Genomic DNA, 24,869 nt, shown 5'->3' with positions numbered 1-24,869 from the left:
GGACGGGTGATCTTCCTTGACGCGGCGACGCTCCTGGAGGACCGTTGGTCGCTATGAGGGGCGAACCCAGTTGCCCGAAGTGCGGAGGCCGGGTCAGAGCACCCGGTCTGTTCGCCGACACCTGGCAGTGCGCCGTGCACGGCAGCGTGCAGCCGCTCCAGCCGGTCGTCCCGCCCAGCGTCGAAGGGCTGGGGGTGGTGGTGCGCCGAGCCCAGGTCCCGGTCTGGATGCCCTGGCCGCTGCCGGTGGGCTGGCTGTTCACCGGGGTGGCGAGCGCGGGTGACGACCGCAGCGGTGGCCGGGCCACCGCCGTCGCCTGCTCCGGCCCCGGACCCGTCGGCGGCATCGGCGAACTGCTGCTCGTCACCGAGGAGCTCGGCATCGGACTCGGTGCGCGCTACGCGGGGATCGACGGCCCCGACCCCGGCCCGCACCTGGACGTCGAGGGCCCGCCGGACGTCAAGATGCTCGCCGCCGGACGCCCCACCCCGCTGTGGCACGTCAAGGGTGCCCCCGCCGACCGGGCGGTCTTCGCGGGCGAGGCGCGCGGGCTCTGGCTCTGGGCGATCGTCTGGCCCGAGCAGTCCGGACTCCTGATGTACGACGAGCTGGTGCTCGCCGATCTGCGCGAGGCGGGGGGCGAGATGGAGCTCGTACCCTGCGGGGCGCTCACCCCGCGGCTGCTCGGCTGAGGGGCGTTGCCGGGGACCTCGCACCCGGCCGGGTGCCGTTCGAACGCCGGTTATCCTAGAACGTCCCCTTGATCCGCCCCGAGCACTGGAGTACGCGTCGTGCGCATCGACCTGCACACCCACTCCACCGCATCGGACGGCACGGACACCCCCGCGCAGCTGGTGGCGAACGCCGCCGCCGCGGGCCTGGACGTCGTCGCGCTCACCGACCACGACACCGTGCGCGGTCACGCCGAGGCGGCCGCCGCCCTCCCCGAGGGGCTCACCCTCGTCACCGGCGCCGAGCTCTCCTGCCGGATCGACGGCGTGGGCCTGCACATGCTGGCGTACCTCTTCGACCCCGACGAGCCCGAGCTGGCCCGCGAACGCGAACTCGTGCGCGACGACCGGGTGCCGCGCGCCCGCACCATGGTGCGCAAGCTCCAGGAGCTCGGCGTGCCCGTCGAGTGGGAGCAGGTCGCCAGGATCGCCGGAGACGGATCGGTCGGCCGGCCGCACGTCGCCACCGCACTCGTCGAGCTCGGCGTCGTCGAGACCGTCTCCGACGCCTTCACGCCCGAATGGCTCGCGGACGGCGGGCGGGCCTACGCCGAGAAGCACGAGCTCGACCCCTTCGACGCGATCCGGCTGGTCAAGGCCGCCGGCGGCGTCACCGTCTTCGCGCACCCGGCCGCCGCCAAGCGCGGCGAGGTGGTGCCCGAGTCGTCGATAGCGCGGCTCGCCGCCGCGGGTCTCGACGGCATCGAGGTCGACCACATGGACCACGACGAGCCGACCCGGGCCGCACTGCGCGGGCTCGCCCGCGATCTGGGCCTGCTGACGACCGGGTCCAGCGACTACCACGGCAGCCGCAAGACCGTCGGGCTGGGCGAATACACCACCGACCCCGAGATCTACGGCGAGATCACCCGGCGCGCCACGGGAGCCTTCCCGGTGCCGGGCGCCGGCGGGCGCGGCCCCGCGTAACGACGCACGCGCCGGGGCCGGAGCACGGACCCGTACCGCCGTCCCTGCACCTCTCCACGTTCCACTTCCACGCACCCGGCCGCCGTCATGGCTTCGGGGTGCGCTCCTTCAGGCCGTTTCTCTCTTCTCGCAAGGCTCACTGTGTTCGACGTCGCTGTCTTCGGATCCCTTTTTCTCACGCTTTTTGTGATTATGGATCCCCCTGGGATCACCCCGATCTTCCTCGCGCTCACCGCGGGCCGACCCGCCAAGATGCAGCGCAAAATGGCGTTGCAGGCGGTCGCCGTCGCCTTCGGCGTGATCGCCGTCTTCGGCGTGCTCGGCCAGCAGATCCTCGACTACCTGCATGTCTCCGTCCCCGCCCTGATGATCGCGGGCGGACTGCTCCTGCTGCTGATCGCGCTCGATCTGCTCACCGGCAAGACCGACGAGCCGACGCAGACCAAGGACGTCAACGTGGCGCTCGTACCGCTGGGCATGCCGCTGCTCGCCGGGCCCGGCGCGATCGTGTCGGTGATCCTGGCCGTGCAGCACGCCGACAGCGTGGGCAGCCAGATCTCGGTCTGGTCGGCGATCGTCGCCATGCACATCGTGCTCTGGCTGACCATGCGCTACTCGCTGCTGATCATCCGGGTCATCAAGGACGGCGGCGTCGTGCTGGTGACCAGGCTGGCCGGAATGATGCTCTCCGCCATCGCCGTGCAGCAGATCATCAACGGCGTCACCCAGGTCGTCCAGAACTCCTGACGGGCCCCCGGACGCCACAGCGCCCCCGTACGGACCTTCCGTACGGGGGCGCTTCGTCTCTGTGCGTCGTCGTGCGTTACGAAGCCGAGGTTTCGGCCGGGCGGATATAGATGCGCTGGCCCACGGCTGCGGCCTGCTGCACGATCCGGTTGACGGAGGCGGCGTCCACGACGGTGCTGTCCACGGCGGTACCGTCGACATCGTCGAGTCGCATGATCTCGAAGCGCATAGGGCTTCCCTTCGTCTGATCCTCCTGCTGGAGAACTACTGGGAGGACGGGTGGCCCGTCCGCAAGGATGAGAGCCCAGAACATCCCTGTCCTGCGCTCCACGAGGTGTACAACGGCTTGCTTCCTGCAAACATTCCCTACGCTAAGGAAATTTTTTGGATGTCTAAGTATCAGCAGGTCACCGAGCATGCGCGGGCGACAAGGTCCACGACGAGGCCCGAATGAACGAGGCAGAGATCCGCGAGCGCCTGGACCTCACCAACGAACTGCTCCAGCGCATGCTCGCCGAGGTGTCGAAGACCCCCTCGACCCACGCGATCTTCGTGGACGCGGGCTATGTGTACGCCGCGGCCGGACTGCTCGTCACCGGCACCGAGGACCGCCGCTCCTTCGACCTCGACGCGGAAGGCCTGATCGAGGCCTTCATCGACAAGGCCCGGACGATCTTCGCGGACAGCAGACTGCTCCGCGTGTACTGGTACGACGGAGCCAGGCGGCGCATCCACACCACCGAGCAGCAGTCCATCGCCGAACTCCCCGACGTCAAGGTCAGACTCGGCAACCTCAACGCCAACAACCAGCAGAAGGGCGTCGACTCACTCATCCGCACCGACCTCGAATCGCTCGCCCGGCACCGCGCCATCAGTGACGCCGCACTGGTCGGCGGCGACGAGGACCTGGTCTCCGCGGTGGAGGCGGCGCAGGGCTACGGGGCCCGGGTGCACCTGTGGGGCATCGAGGCGGGCGAGGGGCGCAATCAGGCCGAACCGCTGCTCTGGGAGGTCGACAGCCAGCGCACCTTCGACCTGGACTTCTGCCGCCCGTACGTCACCAGACGCCCCGTCACCACCTACGAGGACGACACCCCCGCGCCCGCGCGCGAGGACGTCCGCTTCGTCGGCGCGCAGATCGCCGCGGCCTGGCTGGCCGCCCGGGGCCGCGAGTCGCTCGCCGACCTGCTGCCCGGCCACCCGTATCTGCCGGGCTCCGTCGACCAGGACCTGCTGGTCGAGGCCGAACGGCTGCTCCAGCACTCGCTGCGCGGCCACGCACACCTGCGGCGGGCCCTGCGCGACGGCTTCTGGCAGCACCTCCAGTCGCAGTACTGAGCCCTCGCGGCCCGGGTCCTACAGGCTGTCCCAGTACGCGGCGATCGCGGCCGCCGTCTCCTGCGGGCGGTCCGTGTTGGGGGAGTGCTCGGCGCCCGCGATCCGGGTGCGGTGCGCGCCGAGCCGCCGCGCCATGTCGTCGAGCAGCGGCACCGGCCAGGTGTCGTCGCGCTCGCCGGAGAGCACATGGACCGGGAGCGGTACGGCGGCGAGTTCGGCCACCCGGTCCGGCTCGGTCACCAGCCGGCGCCCGGTGGCGATCAGCTGGGCCGGCCGGTGGCGCAGCCAGCGCCGGCGCAGCGCCTCGCCGTCCGCCGACGCCACCTCCTCCGGCGGATCGAGGGCGCGCATCGCCTCCCAGACCCGGGCCATGCTCAGCGTCGCCAGGGCGTCGCCCAGGACCTTCACCTTGAGCTGCTGGGCCTCGACGACCTCGGCGGGCCCCGACGACATGAGCGTCAGCGAACGGAACGGCGAGGCGTCGAGCAGCACGGCGGCGCGGGCGATCTGCCCGCCGAGCGAGTGCCCCAGCAGATGCACGGTGCCGGCGGCACCGAGCACGGTGGCCTGGGCGAGCACATCGCGGGCCAACTCGCCCTGCTCGTAGTCCTCCTGACGGTCCGTCCCGTCCGTCTCGTACTGCCCGCGGCCGTCCACGGCGACGGTCCGGTACCCGGCGGTCGAGAGCGGTTCGAGGAGCGCCACGAAGTCCTCCTTGCTGCCCATGTAGCCGGGCAGCAGGAGGGCGGTGCCGCGGACGGCACCGGGCGGCGAGGCGTCCAGCACGGCGAAGTCACCGCGCGAGGTGCGCAGCTGGTGGGCGTGGGCGCAGGGGGGCGGGGTGAAGGTGTGCGGCCGGCTCATGGGACGAGGTTATGCCGTGGCACGTCCCACGGTCAGCGGGGGACGTGCCACGAACGCCGGACGGGCCCGAGGAAGTCCTCGGGCCCGTCCGGCGTTCGTCGGCTGCTGCTCAGCCTTCGGCCGCGGCGGCGGCCGCACGCGGCGCCCGACGCCTGCGCGGCTTCGCCTCGGCCTCCTCGGCGGCCGGGGCCTCGGCCACGGTCTGAGTCTTCGGCTTGGCGGCCGCACGGGTGCGGCGGCGCGGCTTGGTGTCGGTGACCGGCTCGGAGATCGGGGCGATCTGGAAGTCGACCTCGTCCTCGACAGGCTTGACGACACGGGCCCGGCGACGCGGCTTGGTCACCGTCTTCGTCTCGGCGACCGGCTCGGAGATCGGGGCGATCTGGAAGTCGACCTCGTCCTCGGCAGGCTTGACCACGCGGGCCCGGCGGCGGCGCGGCTTGGTCTCGGCCACGGCCTCGGCCGGCGCGGCCTTGGCCGCCTTCGGCTCCACCACGACCTCGACCACGGCCTCCACCGTGCTCACCACGGCCTCGGCGGCGGCCTCGGCCGCGCCGACCCGGGTGCGGCGGCGGCGACGCGGCGTACGCGGCTCCGCCGGGGCGTCGACGGCCTCGGTGGACGGGGCCGGCACCGCGGCGGCGGACGCCGCTTCGGAGACGGCGGAGCCGCCCCGGGTACGACGGCGCTGACGCGGCGTGCGCGGCGCACGCTCCTCGCGGACGGCGGGCGCCGAGGCAGCGGCGGACTTGCGGCCGCGGCCGCCCGTCTCGCCGAGGTCCTCGATCTCCTCGGCCCGCAGACCCGCCCGGGTCCGCTCGGCGCGCGGCAGGACACCCTTGGTGCCGGCCGGGATGTCGAGTTCCTCGAAGAGGTGCGGCGAGGTGGAGTAGGTCTCGACCGGGTCGTTGAACTTCAGGTCGAGCGCCTTGTTGATCAGCTGCCAGCGCGGGATGTCGTCCCAGTCGACCAGCGTGATCGCGATGCCCTTGGCACCCGCGCGACCGGTCCGGCCGATGCGGTGGAGGTACGTCTTCTCGTCCTCCGGCGACTGGTAGTTGATGACGTGGGTCACACCCTCGACATCGATGCCGCGCGCCGCGACGTCGGTGCAGACGAGCACGTCCACCTTGCCGTTGCGGAAGGCGCGCAGCGCCTGCTCACGGGCGCCCTGGCCGAGGTCGCCGTGGACCGCGCCGGACGCGAAGCCGCGCTTCTCCAGCTGCTCGGCGATGTCGGCCGCGGTGCGCTTGGTACGGCAGAAGATCATCGCGAGCCCGCGGCCGTTGGCCTGCAGGATGCGGGAGACCATCTCCGGCTTGTCCATCGAGTGGGCCCGGAAGACGTGCTGCGAGATGTTCGCGACGGTCGCGCCCTCGTCGTCGGGCGAGGTGGCGCGGATGTGCGTCGGCTGCGACATGTAGCGGCGCGCGAGGCCGATGACGGCGCCCGGCATCGTCGCGGAGAACAGCATCGTCTGGCGCGTCGCCGGCAGCATCGTGATGATCTTCTCGACGTCGGGCAGGAAGCCCAGGTCGAGCATCTCGTCGGCCTCGTCGAGGACCAGCGCGCGGACGTGCGAGAGGTCGAGCTTGCGCTGTCCGGCCAGGTCGAGCAGGCGGCCCGGGGTGCCGACGATCACGTCGACGCCCTTCTTCAGCGCCTCGACCTGCGGCTCGTACGCGCGGCCGCCGTAGATCGCGAGAACGCGGACGTTGCGCACCTTGCCGGCGGTCAGCAGGTCGTTGGTGACCTGCTGGCAGAGCTCACGGGTGGGGACGACGACCAGCGCCTGCGGCGCCTCGGTCAGCTTCTCGGGCCCGGCCCGGCCGGCCTCGACGTCCGCGGGGACGGTGACGCGCTCCAGCAGCGGCAGACCGAAACCGAGGGTCTTGCCGGTGCCGGTCTTGGCCTGGCCGATGACATCGGAGCCGGAGAGCGCGACGGGGAGCGTCATCTCCTGGATGGGGAACGGGGACACAATGCCGACGGACTCAAGGGCCTCGGCCGTCTCGGGAAGAATCCCGAGTTCACGAAACGTAGTCAGGGTGCTGCCTCTTCTGTGAGACGCGGCCCGAGGCGAACGCTGGGGGTCGTACCGTGCCGGGGTTGGTCATCCGGCCGTGGATGGGCCGGGTGGCGCGGGACCACTGCCGTCGCTCGAGCGCTCGTGCCGCTGAGGGGGCCCCTCATCTGCGGTCGTACGTGTCGTACGCCCCGCGTGGAGGGCTGTCGGGTCGGAGCCGATCGGGCCACCGACCGGGCATCCTCATTCGTTTTCACCATTTTCGCGCCACCGGTACATCCAAAATACTCAGTAGGCGCAATACCACTGTACCCCGGATTCGCGCATGTGTGTTGGGCGAATTCATCGGAACGGTGTGATGTCACTGGCTGACCAGGCCCTTCCGTCCCCCGCCGGGCGGGCTATTCTGCGCTCCATGGAGACGCCTGACAACGCCACTGAAACCTCCGAGCCCACCGGAATCGCCGCCCAGGACTGGGCCACCGCTTCCGCGGAGCCGCAGTACCGGGCAGCGGTCGTGGACCTGCTGGGAGCACTCGCGTACGGGGAGCTGGCGGCCTTCGAGCGGCTCGCCGAGGACGCCAAGCTCGCGCCGACACTGGCCGACAAGGCGGAACTGGCGAAGATGGCCTCCGCCGAATTCCACCACTTCGAGCGGCTGACCGACCGGCTGGCCGCGGTCGACGTGGAGCCGACCGGCGCCATGGAGCCCTTCGCCAAGGCGCTCGACGACTTCCACCGCCAGACCGCGCCGTCGGACTGGCTGGAGGGTCTGGTCAAGGCGTACGTCGGCGACTCGATCGCCAGTGACTTCTACCGGGAGGTCGCGGTCCGGCTCGACTCGGACACCCGCTCCCTCGTCCTGGCCGTGCTCGACGACACCGGGCACGGCAACTTCGCCGTCGAGAAGGTGCGCGCCGCGATCGAGGCGGACCCGCGCGTCGGAGGCCGGCTCGCGCTCTGGGCGCGCCGCCTGATGGGCGAGGCCCTCTCCCAGGCCCAGCGGGTGGTGGCCGACCGCGACGCGCTGTCGACGATGCTCGTCGGCGGTGTGGCCGACGGCTTCGACCTGGCCGAGGTCGGGCGGATGTTCTCGCGGATCACCGAGGCGCACACCAAGCGGATGGCCGCGCTGGGACTTGCCGCGTAGCCGGATCACCGGGGCCGGCCCGCCGGGGCCGGCCTCAGGCCGCCGCTGATCGTCTCAGCGGGCGGCTGCGGGGGCGGATCAGCAGCGAGAGCGTCACGGCCCCGATCAGCGCCGAGCCGACCAGCGCGGCCACGGCATGGCCCGGACCCAGCACCGAGTGCATGAGATACGCGCCGAACAGACCTCCCAGGGCGCCGGTGGCGAAGACGGCACGGCGGGACGGAAGCCGGTCCGGCAGCGAGCGGAGCGCCAGCCAGGCGAGGACGAGTCCGAGCAGTACGGAGCCGAGCGGTACCAGGATCACAGATGATCACCTCGCGAGTTGCGGGGCGGCTAGGGCCTCTCCGGCAGGTCAGGCCCTAAATCGGTCGTTAGCGGTCCTACCCGTGGGTTGCGGAACGCAACCCTCCTGGGCGCAGGCTTCGCACAGGGATCGCCGGTACCGGCCGGAACGGGGAGCGGCCCGGCGGGAGATCCCACCGGGCCGCTGCCTCGGTCACTGCTTGAGAGCGTGCTGGACTACAGCGCGCCGAACCCCACCCGACGGGTGCTGGGCTCGCCGATCTCCACGTAGGCGATCCGGTCGGCCGGCACCAGGACCTTGCGGCCCTTCTCGTCCGTGAGGCTGAGCAGCTGCGCCTTGCCGGCGAGAGCCTCGGCGACCGTGCTCTCGACCTCTTCGGCGGAAAGCCCGCTCTCCAGAACGATCTCCCGGGGCGTGTGCTGCACCCCGATCTTGACCTCCACGGCTATGTCCCTCCGACGGTCAGTCCCTGCGCGGTGAGCCGCGCCGTACGCAGCACACATTAGCCCGCTGCGGGGGACCGCCAGTGGTCGGTGGGCAACGCCCGCAGCGAACACGGGCGCGGCCGCGCCGGGCGGCCCCGCGTCAGTGCTGATCGATGCCGTGCAGCGGGAAGCCCGCGATGCCCCGCCAGGCCAGCGAGGTGAGGAGCTGGACCGCGGTGTCGCGCGGAATGGCCGAACGGCTGGAGAGCCAGTAGCGGGCGACCACCTGGGAGACACCGCCCAGGCCGACCGCGAGCAGCATCGACTCGTCCTTGGACAGCCCCGTGTCACCGGCGATGACGTCGGAGATCGCCTCGGCGCACTGCAGCGAGACCCGGTCGACGCGTTCGCGCACCGCCGGCTCGTTGGTCAGGTCGGACTCGAAGACCAGCCGGAAGGCGCCGCCCTCGTCCTCCACGTACGCGAAGTACGCGTCCATGGTCGCCGCGACCCGCAGCTTGTTGTCGGTGGTCGACGCCAGGGCCGTGCGGACCGCCTGCAGAAGCGATTCGCAGTGCTGGTCGAGAAGGGCCAGATAGAGCTCCAGCTTGCCCGGGAAGTGCTGGTAGAGCACCGGCTTGCTGACCCCGGCCCGCTCGGCGATGTCGTCCATCGCGGCGGAGTGGTAGCCCTGCGCCACAAAGACTTCCTGCGCGGCGCCCAGCAACTGATTGCGTCGGGCGCGGCGAGGCAGGCGAGTGCCTCGCGGGCGCGCCGCCTCGGTCTGCTCGATGGCTGTCACGCCGCCTCCCAAATTTGTGATCGGACACAGCTTTTCCGTGCACGCTGCGCCGTACAGCCATCGTACTTTTGGGTAACCCGGGTATGCGCGGCGCGGACGCAGAATTTCATGGACCGGACGGCTGCGGTAGCCACAGATTCCACGGCCACCGGAACAAATCAGGTTGTATCAGCGGTATTCGTCCTCATCCTGTGTGACGACTCGGGCCTGCTCCGCCGCATCCGCCTCGTCGGCACCGTCCCGGTCGATCTCGGTGAGCGGTTCGTCGCTCCGCTGCTGGAGATCGGCCCGCTGCTCGGCGGCGTCCGCCCGGGGCGTCTCCTGGCCGGGTTCGTCCGGCTGGATGTCCTCGAAGGTCTCCGGGTCGCTGGGGTCGACCGTCATGGTGACTCCCTTCCTTGCTTCGAGCGTAGGAGCTGCGCCCCCGGGCCGCTACGCGGTCTGTGACCGCGAACACATGAATCGGGGTGTGATCGTCTCGTAACATTGCCGCATGTCTTCGACCGAACTGCCGGGAGTCCGTGCCGTCGCCGCCGCGGTGTCCCCCGCGGTGGGCACCGTCGGGGTCGCGGAGGGGGAGGAGCTGCGCTCCGTCACGCTGCCCGGGCTGACACTGACCGTACGGTCCCGGCCGCCGGAGCGGACCGGACTGCCGCCCGCGCTCTATGTGCACGGGCTCGGCGGCTCCTCGCAGAACTGGTCGGCGCTGATGCCGCTGCTCCAGGACGTGGTGGACGGCGAGGCCGTCGACCTGCCCGGCTTCGGCGACTCCCCGCCCCCGGACGACGGGAACTACTCGGTCACCGGGCACGCCCGTGCCGTGATCCGGTTCCTCGACGCGGACGGGCGCGGACCGGTACATCTGTTCGGCAATTCGCTCGGCGGTGCCGTGGCCACCCGGGTCGCCGCGGTCCGTCCGGACCTGGTGCGCACCCTCACCCTCGTCTCGCCCGCCCTCCCGGAACTGCGGGTGCAGCGCTCCGCCGTGCCGACGGGGCTGCTCGCGGTGCCCGGCGTGGCCGGCCTGTTCGCCCGGCTGACCAGGGACTGGTCGGCCGAGGACCGCACCCGAGGGGTGACCGCGCTCTGTTACGGCGATCCGGGCCGCGTCTCCGAACCGGGCTTCCGCGCCGCGGTGGCCGAAATGGAGCGCCGGATGGAGCTGCCGTACTTCTGGGACGCGATGGCGCGCTCGGCACGTGGCATTGTCGATGCGTACACGCTCGGCGGTCAGCACGGACTGTGGCGCCAGGCCGAGCGGGTGCTCGCACCGACCCAGCTCGTGTACGGCGGACGGGACCAGCTCGTCTCGTACCGGATGGCACGCAAGGCGGCCGCGGCCTTCCGGGACTCCCGGCTGCTGACGCTGCCCGACGCGGGGCACGTGGCGATGATGGAGTACCCGGAGGTGGTCGCCCAGGCCTTCCGGGAACTGCTCGACGAACGCGGCGGGAGCTGATCCGGGGCGTGGGACGACATAGTCGAAAGGGCCCCCAGCCGTCGGGGCCCGACATCGAGGCCGCCGCCGCGACCGCGGGCGGCGACCGCGAGGGCACCGGGCAGCCGGGCCCCGGCACGGGCCGGCGCCGGAGGGCGGCGGAGGCGCCGGGAGGCGCCGACGGGCACGCCCCGTTCCAGCAGGCCGGACACGTCCGCGGCGGCCACCCCGAGCAGCGCGAACCCGGCGGCGGCTGGGGGACCGGGCCGCAGCCCCGGTTCCGCGCCGAGGACCACCGGACCGCGGGGCGCCAGACCTCGGCCCAGCCGCAGGGGACGCCCCGTCAGCAGTCGCAGACCGGCACCCGGCCGCTGATACCGGGACCGCGCCGCGAGTTCGTCGAGGCGTTCGACTCGGCGCCCGCCCCGCCCGCAGGGCGCGGGCCCGCCGTCCCGCCGGCCCGCCCCGCCGATCCGCACGCCCCGGCAGCCGAGGGGGACGAGCGGCCGCCCGGAGGTACCGACGGCCCGGCACCGGCCAAGGACGGCCAGGGCGCCAAGGACGGCAAGGGCGCCAGGGGGCGCACCTTCACCGGGATCGCGGCCGCCGCGGTGACCACCGTGCTCGCGGTGGTCGTGGCCGGGCAGGTCGCCCAGGACAACGGCGGCGGGACCACCGCCGCGCAGCCCGCGGGCGTCGACCGGGACGGGGCCGACGGCACCTCCCGCTCGGACGACCGGGAGACCCCGAAGCCGGTGCGGGTCAAGCCGCTCTCGTACGAGCAGAAGATGGCCAAGGCCTATCCGCTCGCGCCGAAGCTGAAGGCTTCGGGGAAGTTCGAGGCGGTCCCGGGGACGGCGAAGGCGCCGGGCAGGGGGCACAAGTACAAGTACCGGATCGACGTGGAGAAGGGCCTCGGTCTCGACGCCGCGCTCTTCGCCAGGGCTGTCCAGGAGACGCTCAACGACGACCGCAGCTGGGCGCACGACGGGGAGATGACCTTCGAGCGGATCTCCTCCGGCGACCCCGACTTCGTGATCACCCTGGCCAGCCCCGGGACCACCGGCGAGTGGTGCGAGAAGTCGGGCCTGGACACCACGGTGGACAACGTCAGCTGCGACTCCGCCGCGACCGAGCGCGTGATGATCAACGCCTACCGCTGGGCACAGGGGTCCTCGACCTTCGGTCCGGACAAACTCTTCGCCTACCGCCAGATGCTGATCAACCATGAGGTCGGTCACCGGCTGGGGCACAACCATGTGAGCTGCGGCACGCCCGGCGCCCTCGCCCCGGTGATGCAGCAGCAGACCAAGTCGCTGAACATCGACGGAATCAAGTGCCGTCCCAACGCCTGGGTGCATCCGCCCAGTTGATCCGGGAAGGGGCGGCCCCGCAGGTGCGACGGGCCGCCTCCCGGGCCCGCCGGACCCCGTGCCCGTACGTGGAACCGGCACACGCATGCCCAGAGGCTGTCCGAATGGCGAGACGACCGTCTCAATTCGCGTTGACATCCCCTGGGTGGTGAACCATATTTCTCGGCATGTCACACGGCCCCGTCCTCCCCGATCGCGCAGTCATAGAGCTGGCGCTCATCGGTGTGACCGGGCACAGTGTCGCCGACATCCACTGTTGCTGACGCCTGCCCGAGCGCGCGTCCGCCCGCGGTCCGAGCCCTGAACGGGCCGGGCCGCCACGCATGACCGCCGCGCCGGGCGCATTCCTTCCGCAGGCGCGGCAGTCCGTTGTTTCCGGTCACCTTCTCCACCGACCGGCCGTGTGCACTCGCTCTCGTCGCCGCCTGCTCGGAACCATTCCTTCCGTTTTCTCCAGGCAGTACACCCGAGAGGTCATCTTCCGATGCGTCAACCGTCCGTCATATCGCGCCGCGTGGCCGCGGCCACCGCAGTACTCGTCGTGGCGGCGGGTGCCGCGGCCTGCGGGCCCAAGGACAACAAGGGCGCAGACAGCGGCTCCGGCGCGGCGGGCAAGCCGCAGAAGGGCGGCACGCTCACCGTCCTCAACAGCAAGCCGCAGGAGGACTTCGACCCCGCGCGGCTCTACACCTCCGGCGGCGGCAACGTCCCGTCCCTGGTCTTCCGTACGCTCACCACCCGCAACCGGGAGGACGGCGCCGCCGGCGCGAAGGTCGTCCCCGACCTCGCGACCGACCTGGGCACGCCCAGCAAGAACGCCACCGTGTGGACGTACACCCTCAAGGACGGCCTGAAGTACGAGGACGGCACGGCGATCACCAGTGCCGACATCAAGTACGGCATCGAGCGCTCCTTCGCCGCCGAGCTCTCCGGCGGTGCGCCCTATCTGCGCGACTGGCTGATCGGCGGCGCCGACTACCAGGGCCCGTACAAGGACAAGAAGGGCCTCGACTCGATCGAGACGCCCGACGCGAAGACGATCGTCTTCCACCTCAACAAGCCGGAGGGCGAGTTCCCCTTCCTGGCCACCCAGACCCAGACCACCCCGGTGCCCAGGGCCAAGGACAACGGCACCAAGTACGAGGAGCACCCGATCTCCTCGGGCCCGTACAAGGTGGTCAGGAACGAGGGCGACGGCGAGCGCCTGATCCTGGAGCGCAACCCGCACTGGTCGGCGTCGACCGACGAGGAGCGCAAGGCGTACCCCGACCGGATCGACGTGCGCTCCGGGCTCGACTCCGCCGTCATCAACCAGCGGCTGTCCGCCTCGCAGGGCGCCGACGCCGCCGCCGTCACCACCGACACCAACCTGGGCCCGGCCGAGCTGGCCAAGGTCACCGGCGACAAGAAGCTCGCCGCCCGCGTCGGCACCGGACACTTCGGCTACACCAACTACATCGCCTTCAACCCGAAGGTGAAGCCCTTCGACAACCCGAAGGTGCGTCAGGCGATCTCGTACGCCGTCGACCGCTCCTCCGTGGTCAACGCGGCCGGCGGCTCCTCGCTCGCCGAGCCCGCCACCACCTTCCTGCCCGACCAGGCGGCCTTCGGGTACACGCCGTACGACCACTTCCCGGCCGGCAAGAACGGCGACCCGGCCAAGGCCAAGGAGCTGCTGAAGGAGGCCGGCCACCCCAAGGGGCTGACCGTCACCCTCACCCACTCCAACGACAAGGACTTCGCCACCAGCCCGGAGATCGCCACCGCGCTCCAGGAGGCGCTGAAGAAGGCCGGCATCACGGTCAGGCTCCAGGGACTGGAGAGCAACGACTACTCCGACACGGTCTACAACCTGAAGAGCGAGCCCGGCTTCTTCCTCGGCGGCTGGGGCGCCGACTGGCCGTCCGGCGGCCCGTTCTTCGCGCCGATCTTCGACGGGCGCCAGATCGTCAAGTCCGGCTACAACTTCAACTCCGGTCAGCTGAACGACCCCGCGGTCAACAAGGAGATCGACGAGATCAACAAGCTGACCGACCTGGGCGCCGCCGCGAAGCGCTGGGGCGCGCTCGACAAGAAGGTCGGTGAGCAGGCACTCACCGTGCCGCTGTTCCACCCGGTCTACAAGCGTCTGTACGGCGAGTCCGTCAAGAACGTCGTGATCAGCGACTGGACCGGCGTGCTCGACATCTCGCAGGTCGCGGTCAAGTAGTCATGGCAGAAGCAATTCCGGTCGAGGGGGCGGAGGCCGCGAAGGCCCCCGCCCTCGGGGCCCATCCGTTCTGGCGGCGGCTGCGCGCCCGGCGCTCGGCCCTCGTGGCGGCCGCGATCGTCGCCCTGCTGGTCCTGGCCGCGCTCGCCGCGCCGCTGCTCGCGGGCATCGAGGGCCAGGACCCCACCACGTACCACCCGGATCTCGTCGACTCCGCCTCCGGCGGGGTGCCCGTCGGCTCCTTCGGCGGGATCAGCGCCGAGCACTGGCTCGGCGTCGAACCGCTCACCGGACGCGACCTGTTCGCCCGCATCGTGTACGGCGCCCGGGTCTCGCTCGGCGTCGCGCTCGGCGCCACCCTGCTCCAGGTGATCATCGGCGTCGGCATCGGGCTCGCGGCCGGGCTCGGCAACCGCTTCGTCGACCAGGCGCTCAGCCGGGTCACCGACGTCGTGGTCGCGCTGCCCGTCATGGTGACCGCGCTCGGCGCGCTCGCCGTCGTACCCGCGGGCTTCCCCCGCCCGGTCCTGATCGCCGTGATCATCGGCCTGGTCGGCTGGTCCGGAACCTCGAAGATCGTGCGCGCCCAGACGCTCTCGCTGAAGTCGCGCGACCACGTTGCCGCCGCCCGGCTCAGCGGCTGGGGCTCCTGGCAGATCGCCAGGCGCGAACTGCTGCCCGCGCTGGCCGCCCCCGTCATCACCTACGCGGTGCTGCTCTTCCCGTCCAACATCGTCGTCGAGGCGGCCCTGTCCTTCCTCGGCGTGGGCATCAAGCCGCCCACGCCGTCCTGGGGACAGATGCTCAGCGACGCCGACACCTGGTACCAGGCGGCACCCACCTATCTGCTGATCCCCGCCCTGCTGCTCTTCGTCACCGTGCTGGCGCTGACCGTCCTCGGCGAAGGCGTACGCACCGCGCTCGACCCGCGCGCCGAGTCCCGGCTGCGGATCGGCACCGGACGGAAGAAGGAGGCCGACGCGTGAAGTGGTTCCTGCTCCGACGCCTCGGCGGCGCGCTCTTCGTGCTGCTCGCCCTCAGCGTCGTCGTCTACGCCGCCTTCTACGTGGCCCCCGGCAACGTCGCGCAGATCGCCTGCGGTCCGCGCTGCTCGCCCGCACAGGTGGCGCAGGTCAGCGAACAACTGCACCTGGGCGACCCGCTGTACACGCAGTACTGGCACTTCCTCCAGGGGATCTTCGCCGGCCGCGACTACTCGACCGGCACCGGGGTGCTGCACTGCCAGGCGCCCTGCCTGGGGCTCTCGTACCAGAGCGACCAGCAGGTCACCGAGCTGATCCTGGCCAAGCTCCCCGCCACCGCCTCGCTCGCCGTCGGAGCCTTCGTGCTGTGGATGCTGCTCGGCGTCGGCACCGGACTGCTCTCGGTGTGGCGGCGCGGCCGGCCGACCGAGCGCGTCCTCACCTGGATCACCCTGGCGGGCATGGCCACCCCGGTCTTCGTCATCGGGCTGCTGCTGATCATCATCCTGGTGACGGCGCTCCAGATCCTGCCGTTCCCGGACTACGTACCGCTCACCGAGGACCCCGAGCAGTGGGCCTGGAACCTGCTGCTGCCCTGGATCTCGCTGGCTCTGGTGTCCGCGGCCCCGTACGCCCGGATGACCCGGGCCTCGATGATGGAGACCCTCGCCGAGGACCATGTGCGCACCTTCAGGGCGTACGGGGTCGGCGAACGGGCGCTCGTCGGGCGGCACGCGCTGCGCGGTGCGCTGGCGCCGGTGATCGCGCTCGGCGCACTCGACATCGGCTCGATGTTCGGCGGCGCCGTCCTCACCGAGTCGCTCTTCGGGATTCCGGGGGTCGGCCGGGAACTCGTCGACGCCGTGAAGCACGTGGACCTTCCGGTGGTCGTCGGTCTGGTGCTGGTCACCGGCTTCTTCGTGGTCCTCGCCAATGCCGTCGCGGACATTCTCCAGGCGATGGCCGACCGACGGGTGGTACTGGCATGAGCCTGGTCGAAGTCTCCGATCTCACGATCTCGTTCGGCGACGTACGGGCCGTGGACGGGCTGTCGTTCTCGCTGGAGGCCGGCGGCGCGCTCGGCGTGGTCGGCGAGTCCGGCTCCGGCAAGAGCGCCTCGGCGTACGCCCTGCTCGGACTCCACCGGGGGACCGGCGCGAAGGTCGGCGGCTCGATCCGGGTCGCCGGGGTGGACGTGGGCGCCGCGGACGACGCGGAACTGCGTGCGCTGCGCGGCGCGAAGGCCGCGATGGTCTTCCAGGACCCGCTGTCCTCGCTGGACCCGTACTACGCGGTCGGCGACCAGATCGCCGAGGTGTACCGGGTGCACAACCGGGCCTCGCGCCGGGCGGCGCGGGCGCGGGCGGTGGAGGTGCTGGACCGGGTCGGGATCCCCGACGCGGCGCGGCGCTCCCGGTCGCGGCCGCACGAGTTCTCCGGCGGCATGCGCCAGCGTGCGCTGATCGCCATGGCGCTGGCCTGCGAGCCCGAGCTGCTCATCGCCGACGAGCCGACGACCGCCCTGGACGTCACCGTCCAGGCGCAGATCCTCGACCTGCTCCACGATCTGCGCCGCGAGACGGGCATGGGGCTGCTGCTGGTCACGCACGACGTGGGCGTGGCGGCGGAGTCGGTCGACGAGGTGCTGGTCATGCAGTCGGGCCGGGCGGTGGAACGGGGGCCGGTGGGCGAGGTGCTGGTGGCGCCGCGCGAGCCGTACACGAAGGCGCTGCTGTCCGCGGTGCCCCGGGTGACGGAGCCGCGCGTCGCGTCCGGCACGGCGGCGGACGACGGCGAGGTGCTCGTCGAGGCCGTCGACGTCCGGCAGGTGTTCGGCAGGGGGAAGACCGCCCTCGCGGCCGTCGACGGGGTCTCCCTCACCGTCCGGCGCGGCGAGACCCTCGGCGTCGTCGGGGAGAGCGGCAGTGGCAAGACCACCCTCGGGCGGATGCTCGTCGGACTGCTGGAGCCCACCTCGGGGCGGCTCATCCGCGACGCCCGGGTGCAGATGGTCTTCCAGGACCCCGTCTCCTCCCTCAACCCACGCCGCTCCATCGGTGAGTCGGTCGCCGACCCGCTGCGCGCCTCCGGGCAGCGCGACGGGGCCGCGATCAGGGCGCGGGTGCGGGACCTGCTGACCCGGGTCGGGCTCGACCCGGACAGCTACGACCGCTACCCGCACGAGTTCAGCGGCGGACAGCGCCAGCGCGTCGGGATCGCCCGGGCACTGGCCGCCGAGCCGGAACTGATCGTCTGCGACGAGGCGGTCTCCGCGCTCGACGTGACGACCCAGGCCCAGGTGACCGCCCTGCTCGCGGAGCTCCAGCGGGAGCTGGGCCTCGCCCTGGTCTTCATCGCGCACGACCTCGCCGTCGTACGGCAGGTCAGCGACCGGGTCGCCGTCATGCGGCAGGGCCGGATCGTCGAGGAGGGCGGGGTGGACCAGGTGTACGGCGCCCCGCAGGACCCGTACACCAAGCAGCTGCTGGCGGCCGTTCCCGCGCTCGATCCGGCGCTCGCGGCGGTGCGTCGCGCGGCCCGCAAGGAGCTGGCCGCTGCCTGACCCTGAGTGACCGTGCGCTCCCATAGCGCGACAGAACGTCGCCGGGGCGGGAAAGTTACGACGGTTCACCCCTTTCGGTGGTGCGACGGACAACCGTCCGTCGCGCCACCGGCGTATCCGCTTACGGTCGTCCCGCTGTGATCCGCCATTCCAACGGCGGCCGCCCACAAGGGAGATCGGGGGTGTACTCGTGCGGATCGGACTGCTCACCGACGGTGGATACCCGTATGCGAACGGTGAGTCCGGGCTCTGGTGCGACCGCCTGGTGCGCGGGCTCGCACAGCACGAGTTCGATCTCTTCGCGCTCTGCCGCTCCGCCGAACAGGAGGAGCGGGGCCGGGTGCCGCTCCCGATGCAGGTCGGCCGGGTGCGGACGGCGCCGCTCTGGACGGCCGACGAGGACGGCCCGGGCGCCCGGGCCGCCAGGGGGCTGCTCGCCCGGATGGTGACCGGCGGCCACGCCCGCCCGTACGGGCGGCGCGAACGGCAGCGCTTCACGGCCCACTTCACAGCTCTCGCGGCCTCGGTCTGCGCGGCGGGCGCGGCCGGTGGCGAGGACGACGCCGCGGGCGGCGACGCACGTGGCGGCGCGGCCGACGGCGGGCGTACGTCCGCGGCCACCGACGCGCGGTTCACCCAGGGCCTGTACGGCCTCGCCGAACTCGCCCGTGAGCGCGGCGGACTCACCGCGGCCCTCCGCTCCGAGACCGCCGTGCGGGTGCTCGAAGCGGCCTGTCGCGCCCCCGGCACCGGGCGCACCGTCCAGACCGCCACCGTCCCCGACCTCCTCGCCTTCGCCCGGGAGCTCGCCCGGGTGCTCCGCCCGCTCTCCTTGGACTGGTACGACGAGGAGGGTCTCGGCGCGGTCGACCTCTGTCATGCGACGTCCGGCGGGGCCGCCGCTCTGCCGGGACTGCTGGCCAAACGCTTCTTCGGGGTGCCGCTGCTGGTCACCGAGCACGGCGTACAGCTGCGGGCGCACTACCTCGCGGCGACCGGAGCCGAGCTGAACGCGCCGGTACGCGCCCTGCTCGCCGGCTTCCACGGGCGGCTCGCCACCGAGGTGTACCGGCAGGCCGCCGTCGTCACCCCGGGCGACACCCATGCCCGCCGCTGGCAGGAGCGGTGCGGCGCCGAGCGGGAGAAGCTGCGCACCGTCCACCCCGGCATGGAGTCCGAGCGCTTCACGGCGCTGGGGGAGAGCGGCGACAGCGGCCCCGACGACACCCTGGTCTGGGTCGGCCGGATCGAGCCCGCCAAGGACCTGATCGCGCTGCTGCACGCCTTCGCCGAGGTACGGAAGGCCGAGCCGGACACCCGGCTGAGGATCATCGGCGCACCGGCGCCGGGACCGGAAGGCGCCAGCTACCTCGCACACTGCCGGGCGCTCGCCGCCCAGCTCTTCCCCGACGAGGCCGCGGACGCGCACGCCGTCGGCGACAACCCGGTCTCCTTCGAGGACATCGGCGGGGCCGAGGTGCCCGAACTGCCGGACGCCTACGCGGCGGGCGGGGTCGTCGTCCTCTCCAGCGTGATGGAGGGCTTTCCGACCGGTCTCGTCGAGGCGATGTTCTGCGCCCGGGCCACCGTGTCCACGGACGTCGGCGCGGTCGTCGAGGTCATCGGCGGCACCGGGCTCGTGGTGCCCCCGCGCAACCCCCGGGCGCTGGCCGACGCCTGTCTCGCGCTGCTGCGGGACCCCGAGCGCCGGGCACGGCTCGGAGCGGCGGCACGCGCCCGCGCACTCGAACTCTTCACCGTCGAACAGAACCTCGCGGCATTTCGCGGGATCTACCTGGAGCTGATCGCACAGGCCCCGGCGCGCAGGGAGGCCGAAGCGGTGGATGCCGACGGCGGACCACGTCCGTTCGCCACCCCGCCCGAGGCGCACGTCCTGGGCCCGTGGACCGCCCCGGCCGGCCGCACCCCCAGCTGGGCCGTCGCCGGATCCCGGACCGTCTGCGCGGGAGCGCGGGGAGCGGGCGGCGGCGATGAGTGAACAGGAACAGGAACAGGAACAGGGGCAGGCCGGGCCGGGACGCGGCGGACCCGAGCGGTCCGAAGCGGCCGACGACGATCACGGAGGAACCACCATGGGCCGCCCGACCGAGGTGTCCGACGCACCTGCCGCACCGAGCACCGGCGGAAGCTGGGACCTCCGCTCCCGGGCGCTGGTCTCCGGGCCGTCCGCCGCCGGAGAGCCGGAACCGGGGCCGCAGCGGGCGCCGGTGGACCCGGCGGGCGCCGTTGGCCCTTCCGGGTCTCCCGCCCGCGGGGACTCGGCAGGCGCCACTGGTCCTTCCGGGTCTCCCGCCTGCGGGGATTCGGTGGGCGCTGCCGGTCCTTCCGGGCCTTCTGCCTGCGGGGGCTCGGTGGGCGCTGCCGGTACTTCCGGGCCCTCTGGCCGCGGGGACTCGGTGGGTGCCGTCGGTCCTTCCGGTCCTTCTGCCTGCGGGGGCTCGGTGGGCGCTGCCGGTACTTCCGGGCCCTCTGGCCGCGAGGATTCGGCGGCCGCCACCGGTACTTCCGGGTCTCCCGCCTGCGGGGATTCGGTGGGTGCCACCGGTCCTTCCGGGCCCCCCGCCCGCGCCCCCGAGATCGCCCGCACCGCATCCGCGCGCCGGCCCAGTGCCTCGCGCCGCGGACCCGTCGACCCGGTGAAGTCACTGATGCACCGGCACCGCGAGCTGTGCGAGCGGGCCGTCGATCCGCTGGAGGTCGCCGCCGGGCTCGAAGCCCATGGCGTCACCGACCGCACCGCCGCCCGCTACCGGCACCGCGACGTCTTCTCGCTCGCCGAGGAACTGTTCGCACGGGTACCCGGCGTGGCAGCGGACACCACGACCGGCCCCGAAGCGCCGGAGCGCGCCATCGCGACCCGCGCCGCCTGGTCGCTCCGCGCGCTGCTGCCGGGCGCCGCCTGCATCGCGACCGCCGGCGCACTCGGACTCACCGAGGGAACGCTCGACGGCCCGGCCCGGCTCGCCATCGCCCTGGCCGGGGCGCTCCTCGCCGCCGCCGGGCTCGCGCTCGCGCTGCGCAGCGGCCCCCTGCACGCCGAGGGCCGCTCCTCGGGCGCCGCCCGCGTGTACGGCTGCTGGCTCCTCGGCTACGTCCTGTACGGCGAACCGCTGCTCGACCAGGTGCTCGGCGGCGGCCCCGAGGGCCCCTGGGACCTCACCCCGGCGCCGCTGCTGGGCCTGACCCTCGCACTCGTCCCGGCCACCTGGTGCGCCCACCTCTTCTCCGTGCACGCACGGCGCAGACTCATCGGCAGCCGCGCGCTGGAGGAGTTCGCCGCGGGCGTGCGCCCCCTGCTGTTCGGGGCGGTCGCGCTTCATCTGTGCGCCCTCGCCGGTCTGCTGTACCTCGCGCACCTGGGGTACGGCGGCGGCGGGGCGTTCGCCGGGGCGGCCGCACTCGGGGTGCTGCTCCTGCTGGCCCGGCTGCTGACCGTGCACGGGTTCCCCGGGATCGCGGCCGGCGGACTCGCCCTCGCCTGCGCGGCCGAGGCGCTGGCCCCCGCGCTGGTCCTGGCCGGGCGGCTGCCCGGCCTGCACTTCCTCGCCCGCCCCGTCGACCTTCTCGTCATGACGTCCGGCACCGGATCCGTACCCGCCATCGCGTGCGGAGGAGCCGCGCTCGGGCTGCTCGTCGCAGCCACCGTCGTCCTCTCCCGGGCGTCCGCCCACACCACCGCCCGGCCGGTCGACGAAAGCCCGGTCGCCGCGTAACCACAGCCGTACCACTGCCATCGCACGCCCCGCGGAGCCGACGCCGCGGGTCATTGCCCAACCGAACCTCACTTCTCAAGGAGACACCGGACATGACCCCCCAATCCCCTTCACCGGCAGCTCGCCGTCGGCGCCGAGGGGGCGCGCGATGAGGGTGCTGCTGCTCGGAGCCAACGGATTCCTCGGCCGGTTCGTGGCCGACCGCCTGCTCGCCGACCCCGCCGTGCACCTCACGGCGCTCGGCCGCGGCGACGACGCCGACGTACGGTTCGACCTGGCCAGCGGCAGCCCCGGAGCGCTGACCCGCTTCCTGGACGCCGTGCACCCCGGAGTGGTCGTCAACTGCGCGGGCGCCACCCGTGGCGGGGCCCGCGACCTCACCCGCCACAACACCGTCGCCGTCGCCACGGTCTGCGAGGCGATGCGGCGCAGCGGCTGTACGGCCCGGCTCGTCCAGGTCGGCTGCTCCTCGGAGTACGGGCCCTCGCAGCCCGGTTCGTCCACCGCCGAGGACGCCGTCCCGCGCCCCGGCGGCCCGTACGGCGTCAGCAAGCTCGCCGCCACCGAACTCGTTCTCGGCTCCGGCCTCGACGCGGTCGTGCTGCGGGTCTTCTCCCCGGTCGGCCCGGGCACCCCGGCCGGATCCCCGCTCGGCAGGCTCGCCGAGGCGATGCGCCGGGCCATGCAGTCCGGCGACGGCGAGCTGAAGCTCAGCGGCCTCGGCGTGCAGCGCGACTTCGTGGACGTCCGCGATGTCGCCCGAGCCGTGCACGCGGCCTCGCTCTCCGCCGCGCAGGGCGTCGTCAACATCGGCACCGGCCGTGCCGTGCGCCTGCGGGACGCGGCCGCCGTACTCGCCAGGGTCGCCGGGTACGCCGGAGCGCTCCACGAACTCGACGCGCCCCCGCCCCGGCTGCCCATCGGTGCCCCGCGCACCTCGACCGAGTCGGTCATCGAGCACCTCTCGGCGACCCCGTCCCCCTACCCGGACGGCTGCGGAGCCTGGCAGCAGGCCGACGTCCGCACCGCCAGGGACCGGCTCGGCTGGCGCCCCCGGATCAATCTGGAGGAGTCCCTCGCCGACATCTGGATGGAGGCGGCGTGCCGTATCTGACCACCACCGGAACGGCCCGCCGGACCAGCGGCGCCGAGCAGCTCGGCTTCGGCGTGCCCGGCTACGCGCATCCGCTGCTCGCCCCGACCGAATGGGCCGAGCTGGCCCGCCCCGGAACCCCGCTGCACTGGGCCGTCCTCAACATCGACGACGGCCCCGGCACCCGCCCCGATCCGCACTGCCTGGAGGCCGCGGGCCGGCTCCGCAACGCGCGGGAGCGGGCCGTGCACGGCGAGGACCCGCGGGACTCGGCCCGCGCGGCGGGCGGCCGGCTGCTCGGCCATCTCGATCTGGCCTTCGGCAGCCGCCCCTTCGGGGAACTGATCGCCGACGCGCAGTCCTTCCTCGACTGGTACCGCGTCGACGGCTTCTATCTCGGCCGCTGCCCGGCCGGGCGCCCCGAGCTCCCGGCGGTGCGCCGTCTCACCGCCACGCTCGCCACGCTCCTGGAGCACGGCGAGCCCCCGTACGGGGAGGGGGGCGGGCAGCTGGTGCTCGGTCTCGGCACCCATCCGCACCCCGGCTACGCCGAGGCCGCCGACCAGCTGGTCACCTTCTGCGGACCGTGGACGGACTACCGCTGGTCGCAGGTGGCGGAGTGGACCGCCTCCTACCCGCCGGAGCGGTTCGCGCACTTCGTCCACGGCGTTCCACGCACCCACCTGGACGAGGCCATGCGCATCGCCCGCTGGCAGGGCGCGGGCACGATCTTCTTCACGGATCGAGACGGCCGGCAGGGACAAACCGATCCATTCGCGGCGCTGCCCAGTTACTGGGACGAAATTGTCTCGCGGATCGGACCTGGTATCTCGGAATGAGAAGGGGCGTGGCAGTGTTACGGCAAGAACAACCGTACGTAGCTGAAGTACGTAGAAACCGACCACCTGCATTGTTGAGGTTCCTGTGTCGCTGCCACCCCTGGTCGAGCCAGCTGCTGAGCTCACCGTCGACGAGGTCCGCAGGTACTCCCGCCACCTGATCATCCCGGATGTCGGGATGGACGGACAGAAGCGGCTGAAGAACGCGAAGGTGCTCTGTGTCGGCGCCGGTGGTCTCGGGTCGCCGGCCCTGATGTACCTGGCCGCGGCCGGTGTCGGCACGCTCGGCATCGTGGAGTTCGACGAGGTCGACGAGTCGAACCTGCAGCGCCAGATCATCCACAGTCAGTCCGACATCGGGCGTTCCAAGGCCGAGTCCGCCAAGGACTCGGTGCTGGGCATCAACCCGTACGTGAACGTGGTCCTTCACGAGGAGCGGCTCGAAGCCGACAACGTGATGGACATCTTCGCCCAGTACGACCTGATCGTGGACGGCACGGACAACTTCGCCACCCGCTATCTGGTCAACGACGCGGCCGTACTGCTGAACAAGCCGTACATCTGGGGCTCGATCTACCGGTTCGACGGCCAGGCGTCCGTCTTCTGGTCGGAGCACGGCCCCTGCTACCGCTGCCTCTACCCGGAGCCGCCCCCGCCGGGCATGGTCCCGTCCTGCGCCGAGGGCGGTGTGCTGGGCGTGCTCTGCGCGTCCGTCGGCTCCATCCAGGTCACCGAGGCCATCAAGCTGCTCGCCGGCATCGGCGACCCGCTGGTCGGCCGGCTGATGATCTACGACGCCCTGGAGATGCAGTACCGCCAGGTCAAGGTCCGCAAGGACCCCGACTGCGCGGTCTGCGGCGAGAACCCCACCGTCACCGAGCTCATCGACTACGAGGCCTTCTGCGGCGTCGTGTCCGAGGAGGCCCAGGAGGCGGCGCTCGGCTCCACGATCACTCCCAAGCAGCTCAAGGAGTGGATCGACGCGGACGAGAAGATCGAGATCATCGACGTCCGTGAGCCGAACGAGTACGAGATCGTCTCGATCCCGGGCGCGAAGCTGATCCCGAAGAACGAGTTCCTGATGGGCAGCGCCCTCCAGGACCTCCCGCAGGACAAGCGCATCGTCCTGCACTGCAAGACGGGCGTCCGCAGCGCCGAGGTCCTCGCGGTTCTCAAGTCGGCGGGCTTCGCCGACGCGGTGCACGTGGGCGGCGGCGTGATCGGCTGGGTCAACCAGATCGAGCCCGAGAAGCCGGTCTACTAGGACGAACGCCCGGCACGAACGCTGCGAAGGGGCCGGTCCGCAACCGCGGACCGGCCCCT

General features: G+C 72.2%; 24 protein-coding genes. 17 read left to right on the top strand and 7 right to left on the bottom strand.

The window, feature by feature from the left end:
- Nucleotides 1-53: 53 nt before the first annotated feature.
- The 3 genes from AADR41_RS20410 to AADR41_RS20400 all read left to right on the top strand — a co-directional run bounded on the left by AADR41_RS20410 (nt 54) and on the right by AADR41_RS20400 (nt 2,405).
- A complete protein-coding gene (locus AADR41_RS20410) occupies nt 54-692 on the top strand; it encodes a DUF6758 family protein (protein WP_342282821.1) in 639 nt (212 codons plus the stop codon).
- A gap of 99 nt (nt 693-791) precedes the next feature.
- Nucleotides 792-1,658: a PHP domain-containing protein gene (locus AADR41_RS20405; RefSeq protein WP_342282820.1), complete on the top strand. Its 867-nt coding sequence runs from the start codon at nt 792-794 to the stop codon at nt 1,656-1,658.
- 141 nt (nt 1,659-1,799) lie between these two features.
- Complete coding sequence (locus tag AADR41_RS20400) at nt 1,800-2,405, top strand: MarC family protein (RefSeq protein ID WP_342282819.1); 606 nt, start codon at nt 1,800-1,802, stop codon at nt 2,403-2,405.
- 76 nt (nt 2,406-2,481) lie between these two features.
- Here AADR41_RS20400 and AADR41_RS20395 read toward each other — a convergent pair whose 3' ends face one another.
- Nucleotides 2,482-2,634 carry a hypothetical protein gene (locus AADR41_RS20395; protein WP_266729866.1) on the bottom strand — a complete coding sequence of 51 codons (153 nt, stop codon included), beginning with the start codon at nt 2,632-2,634 and terminating at the stop codon, nt 2,482-2,484.
- Nucleotides 2,635-2,855: 221 nt separating this feature from the next.
- Here AADR41_RS20395 and AADR41_RS20390 point away from each other — a divergent pair, with 221 nt between their 5' ends.
- Nucleotides 2,856-3,743 carry an NYN domain-containing protein gene (locus AADR41_RS20390; RefSeq protein WP_342282818.1) on the top strand — a complete coding sequence of 296 codons (888 nt, stop codon included), beginning with the start codon at nt 2,856-2,858 and terminating at the stop codon, nt 3,741-3,743.
- Between the two features lie 18 nt (nt 3,744-3,761).
- Here AADR41_RS20390 and AADR41_RS20385 read toward each other — a convergent pair whose 3' ends face one another.
- Both AADR41_RS20385 and AADR41_RS20380 read right to left on the bottom strand, forming a co-directional pair.
- A complete protein-coding gene (locus tag AADR41_RS20385; protein ID WP_342282817.1) occupies nt 3,762-4,607 on the bottom strand; it encodes an alpha/beta fold hydrolase in 846 nt (281 codons plus the stop codon).
- Nucleotides 4,608-4,716: 109 nt separating this feature from the next.
- Nucleotides 4,717-6,564 (bottom strand): DEAD/DEAH box helicase, encoded by a 1,848-nt coding sequence (locus AADR41_RS20380; RefSeq protein ID WP_342282816.1) that lies wholly within the window; start codon nt 6,562-6,564, stop codon nt 4,717-4,719.
- Nucleotides 6,565-7,048: 484 nt separating this feature from the next.
- On the opposite strand from AADR41_RS20380, the gene AADR41_RS20375 reads away from it, so the two are divergent.
- Entirely contained in the window at nt 7,049-7,783 is a 735-nt protein-coding gene (locus AADR41_RS20375; RefSeq protein WP_342282815.1) for a ferritin-like fold-containing protein, read from the top strand.
- A gap of 34 nt (nt 7,784-7,817) precedes the next feature.
- Here the strand turns inward: AADR41_RS20375 and AADR41_RS20370 are convergent, their stop codons facing one another.
- The 4 genes from AADR41_RS20370 to AADR41_RS20355 form a co-directional block, all read right to left on the bottom strand.
- Nucleotides 7,818-8,087 carry a hypothetical protein gene (locus AADR41_RS20370; RefSeq protein ID WP_342282814.1) on the bottom strand — a complete coding sequence of 90 codons (270 nt, stop codon included), beginning with the start codon at nt 8,085-8,087 and terminating at the stop codon, nt 7,818-7,820.
- A gap of 215 nt (nt 8,088-8,302) precedes the next feature.
- Nucleotides 8,303-8,530 carry a DUF3107 domain-containing protein gene (locus AADR41_RS20365; RefSeq protein WP_266748385.1) on the bottom strand — a complete coding sequence of 76 codons (228 nt, stop codon included), beginning with the start codon at nt 8,528-8,530 and terminating at the stop codon, nt 8,303-8,305.
- A 142-nt stretch (nt 8,531-8,672) separates the two neighbouring features.
- Nucleotides 8,673-9,314: a TetR/AcrR family transcriptional regulator gene (locus AADR41_RS20360; protein ID WP_018105511.1), complete on the bottom strand. Its 642-nt coding sequence runs from the start codon at nt 9,312-9,314 to the stop codon at nt 8,673-8,675.
- A 168-nt stretch (nt 9,315-9,482) separates the two neighbouring features.
- Nucleotides 9,483-9,698 (bottom strand): hypothetical protein, encoded by a 216-nt coding sequence (locus AADR41_RS20355; protein ID WP_342282813.1) that lies wholly within the window; start codon nt 9,696-9,698, stop codon nt 9,483-9,485.
- A 109-nt stretch (nt 9,699-9,807) separates the two neighbouring features.
- On the opposite strand from AADR41_RS20355, the gene AADR41_RS20350 reads away from it, so the two are divergent.
- The 12 genes from AADR41_RS20350 (at nt 9,808) to moeZ (ending at nt 24,810) form a co-directional block, all read left to right on the top strand.
- A complete protein-coding gene (locus AADR41_RS20350) occupies nt 9,808-10,773 on the top strand; it encodes an alpha/beta hydrolase (RefSeq protein WP_342282812.1) in 966 nt (321 codons plus the stop codon).
- An 8-nt stretch (nt 10,774-10,781) separates the two neighbouring features.
- Complete coding sequence (locus AADR41_RS20345) at nt 10,782-12,125, top strand: DUF3152 domain-containing protein (RefSeq protein ID WP_342282811.1); 1,344 nt, start codon at nt 10,782-10,784, stop codon at nt 12,123-12,125.
- Between the two features lie 167 nt (nt 12,126-12,292).
- Nucleotides 12,293-12,388, top strand: coding sequence for an Ms4533A family Cys-rich leader peptide (locus tag AADR41_RS20340; protein WP_323180069.1), 96 nt, complete (start codon nt 12,293-12,295; stop codon nt 12,386-12,388).
- A 221-nt stretch (nt 12,389-12,609) separates the two neighbouring features.
- Nucleotides 12,610-14,334 carry an ABC transporter substrate-binding protein gene (locus AADR41_RS20335; protein ID WP_342282810.1) on the top strand — a complete coding sequence of 575 codons (1,725 nt, stop codon included), beginning with the start codon at nt 12,610-12,612 and terminating at the stop codon, nt 14,332-14,334.
- Between the two features lie 2 nt (nt 14,335-14,336).
- On the top strand, nt 14,337-15,320 hold the full coding sequence (locus tag AADR41_RS20330) for an ABC transporter permease (protein ID WP_342282809.1): 984 nt from the start codon (nt 14,337-14,339) through the stop codon (nt 15,318-15,320).
- Nucleotides 15,317-16,306 (top strand): ABC transporter permease, encoded by a 990-nt coding sequence (locus AADR41_RS20325; RefSeq protein WP_342282808.1) that lies wholly within the window; start codon nt 15,317-15,319, stop codon nt 16,304-16,306. The genes AADR41_RS20330 and AADR41_RS20325 overlap by 4 nt, the downstream gene beginning before the upstream one ends.
- Complete coding sequence (locus AADR41_RS20320; RefSeq protein WP_342282807.1) at nt 16,303-17,880, top strand: ABC transporter ATP-binding protein; 1,578 nt, start codon at nt 16,303-16,305, stop codon at nt 17,878-17,880. Before AADR41_RS20325 ends, AADR41_RS20320 begins: the two co-directional genes overlap by 4 nt.
- 190 nt (nt 17,881-18,070) lie before the next feature.
- Nucleotides 18,071-19,879: a DUF3492 domain-containing protein gene (locus AADR41_RS20315; RefSeq protein WP_342282806.1), complete on the top strand. Its 1,809-nt coding sequence runs from the start codon at nt 18,071-18,073 to the stop codon at nt 19,877-19,879.
- A 553-nt stretch (nt 19,880-20,432) separates the two neighbouring features.
- Nucleotides 20,433-21,614 carry a hypothetical protein gene (locus AADR41_RS20310; RefSeq protein ID WP_342282805.1) on the top strand — a complete coding sequence of 394 codons (1,182 nt, stop codon included), beginning with the start codon at nt 20,433-20,435 and terminating at the stop codon, nt 21,612-21,614.
- A 148-nt stretch (nt 21,615-21,762) separates the two neighbouring features.
- A complete protein-coding gene (locus AADR41_RS20305) occupies nt 21,763-22,728 on the top strand; it encodes an NAD-dependent epimerase/dehydratase family protein (RefSeq protein WP_124716526.1) in 966 nt (321 codons plus the stop codon).
- On the top strand, nt 22,716-23,546 hold the full coding sequence (locus tag AADR41_RS20300; protein WP_342282804.1) for a spherulation-specific family 4 protein: 831 nt from the start codon (nt 22,716-22,718) through the stop codon (nt 23,544-23,546). Before AADR41_RS20305 ends, AADR41_RS20300 begins: the two co-directional genes overlap by 13 nt.
- A gap of 85 nt (nt 23,547-23,631) precedes the next feature.
- Nucleotides 23,632-24,810 carry an adenylyltransferase/sulfurtransferase MoeZ gene (gene moeZ, locus AADR41_RS20295; protein WP_124716524.1) on the top strand — a complete coding sequence of 393 codons (1,179 nt, stop codon included), beginning with the start codon at nt 23,632-23,634 and terminating at the stop codon, nt 24,808-24,810.
- The last annotated feature ends 59 nt before the right edge of the window (nt 24,811-24,869 follow it).

The organism is Streptomyces sp. CLV115 (genome assembly GCF_038448545.1).
GTDB lineage: Bacteria > Actinomycetota > Actinomycetes > Streptomycetales > Streptomycetaceae > Streptomyces > Streptomyces sanglieri.
This window is presented reverse-complemented; position numbering and strand designations above follow the sequence as displayed.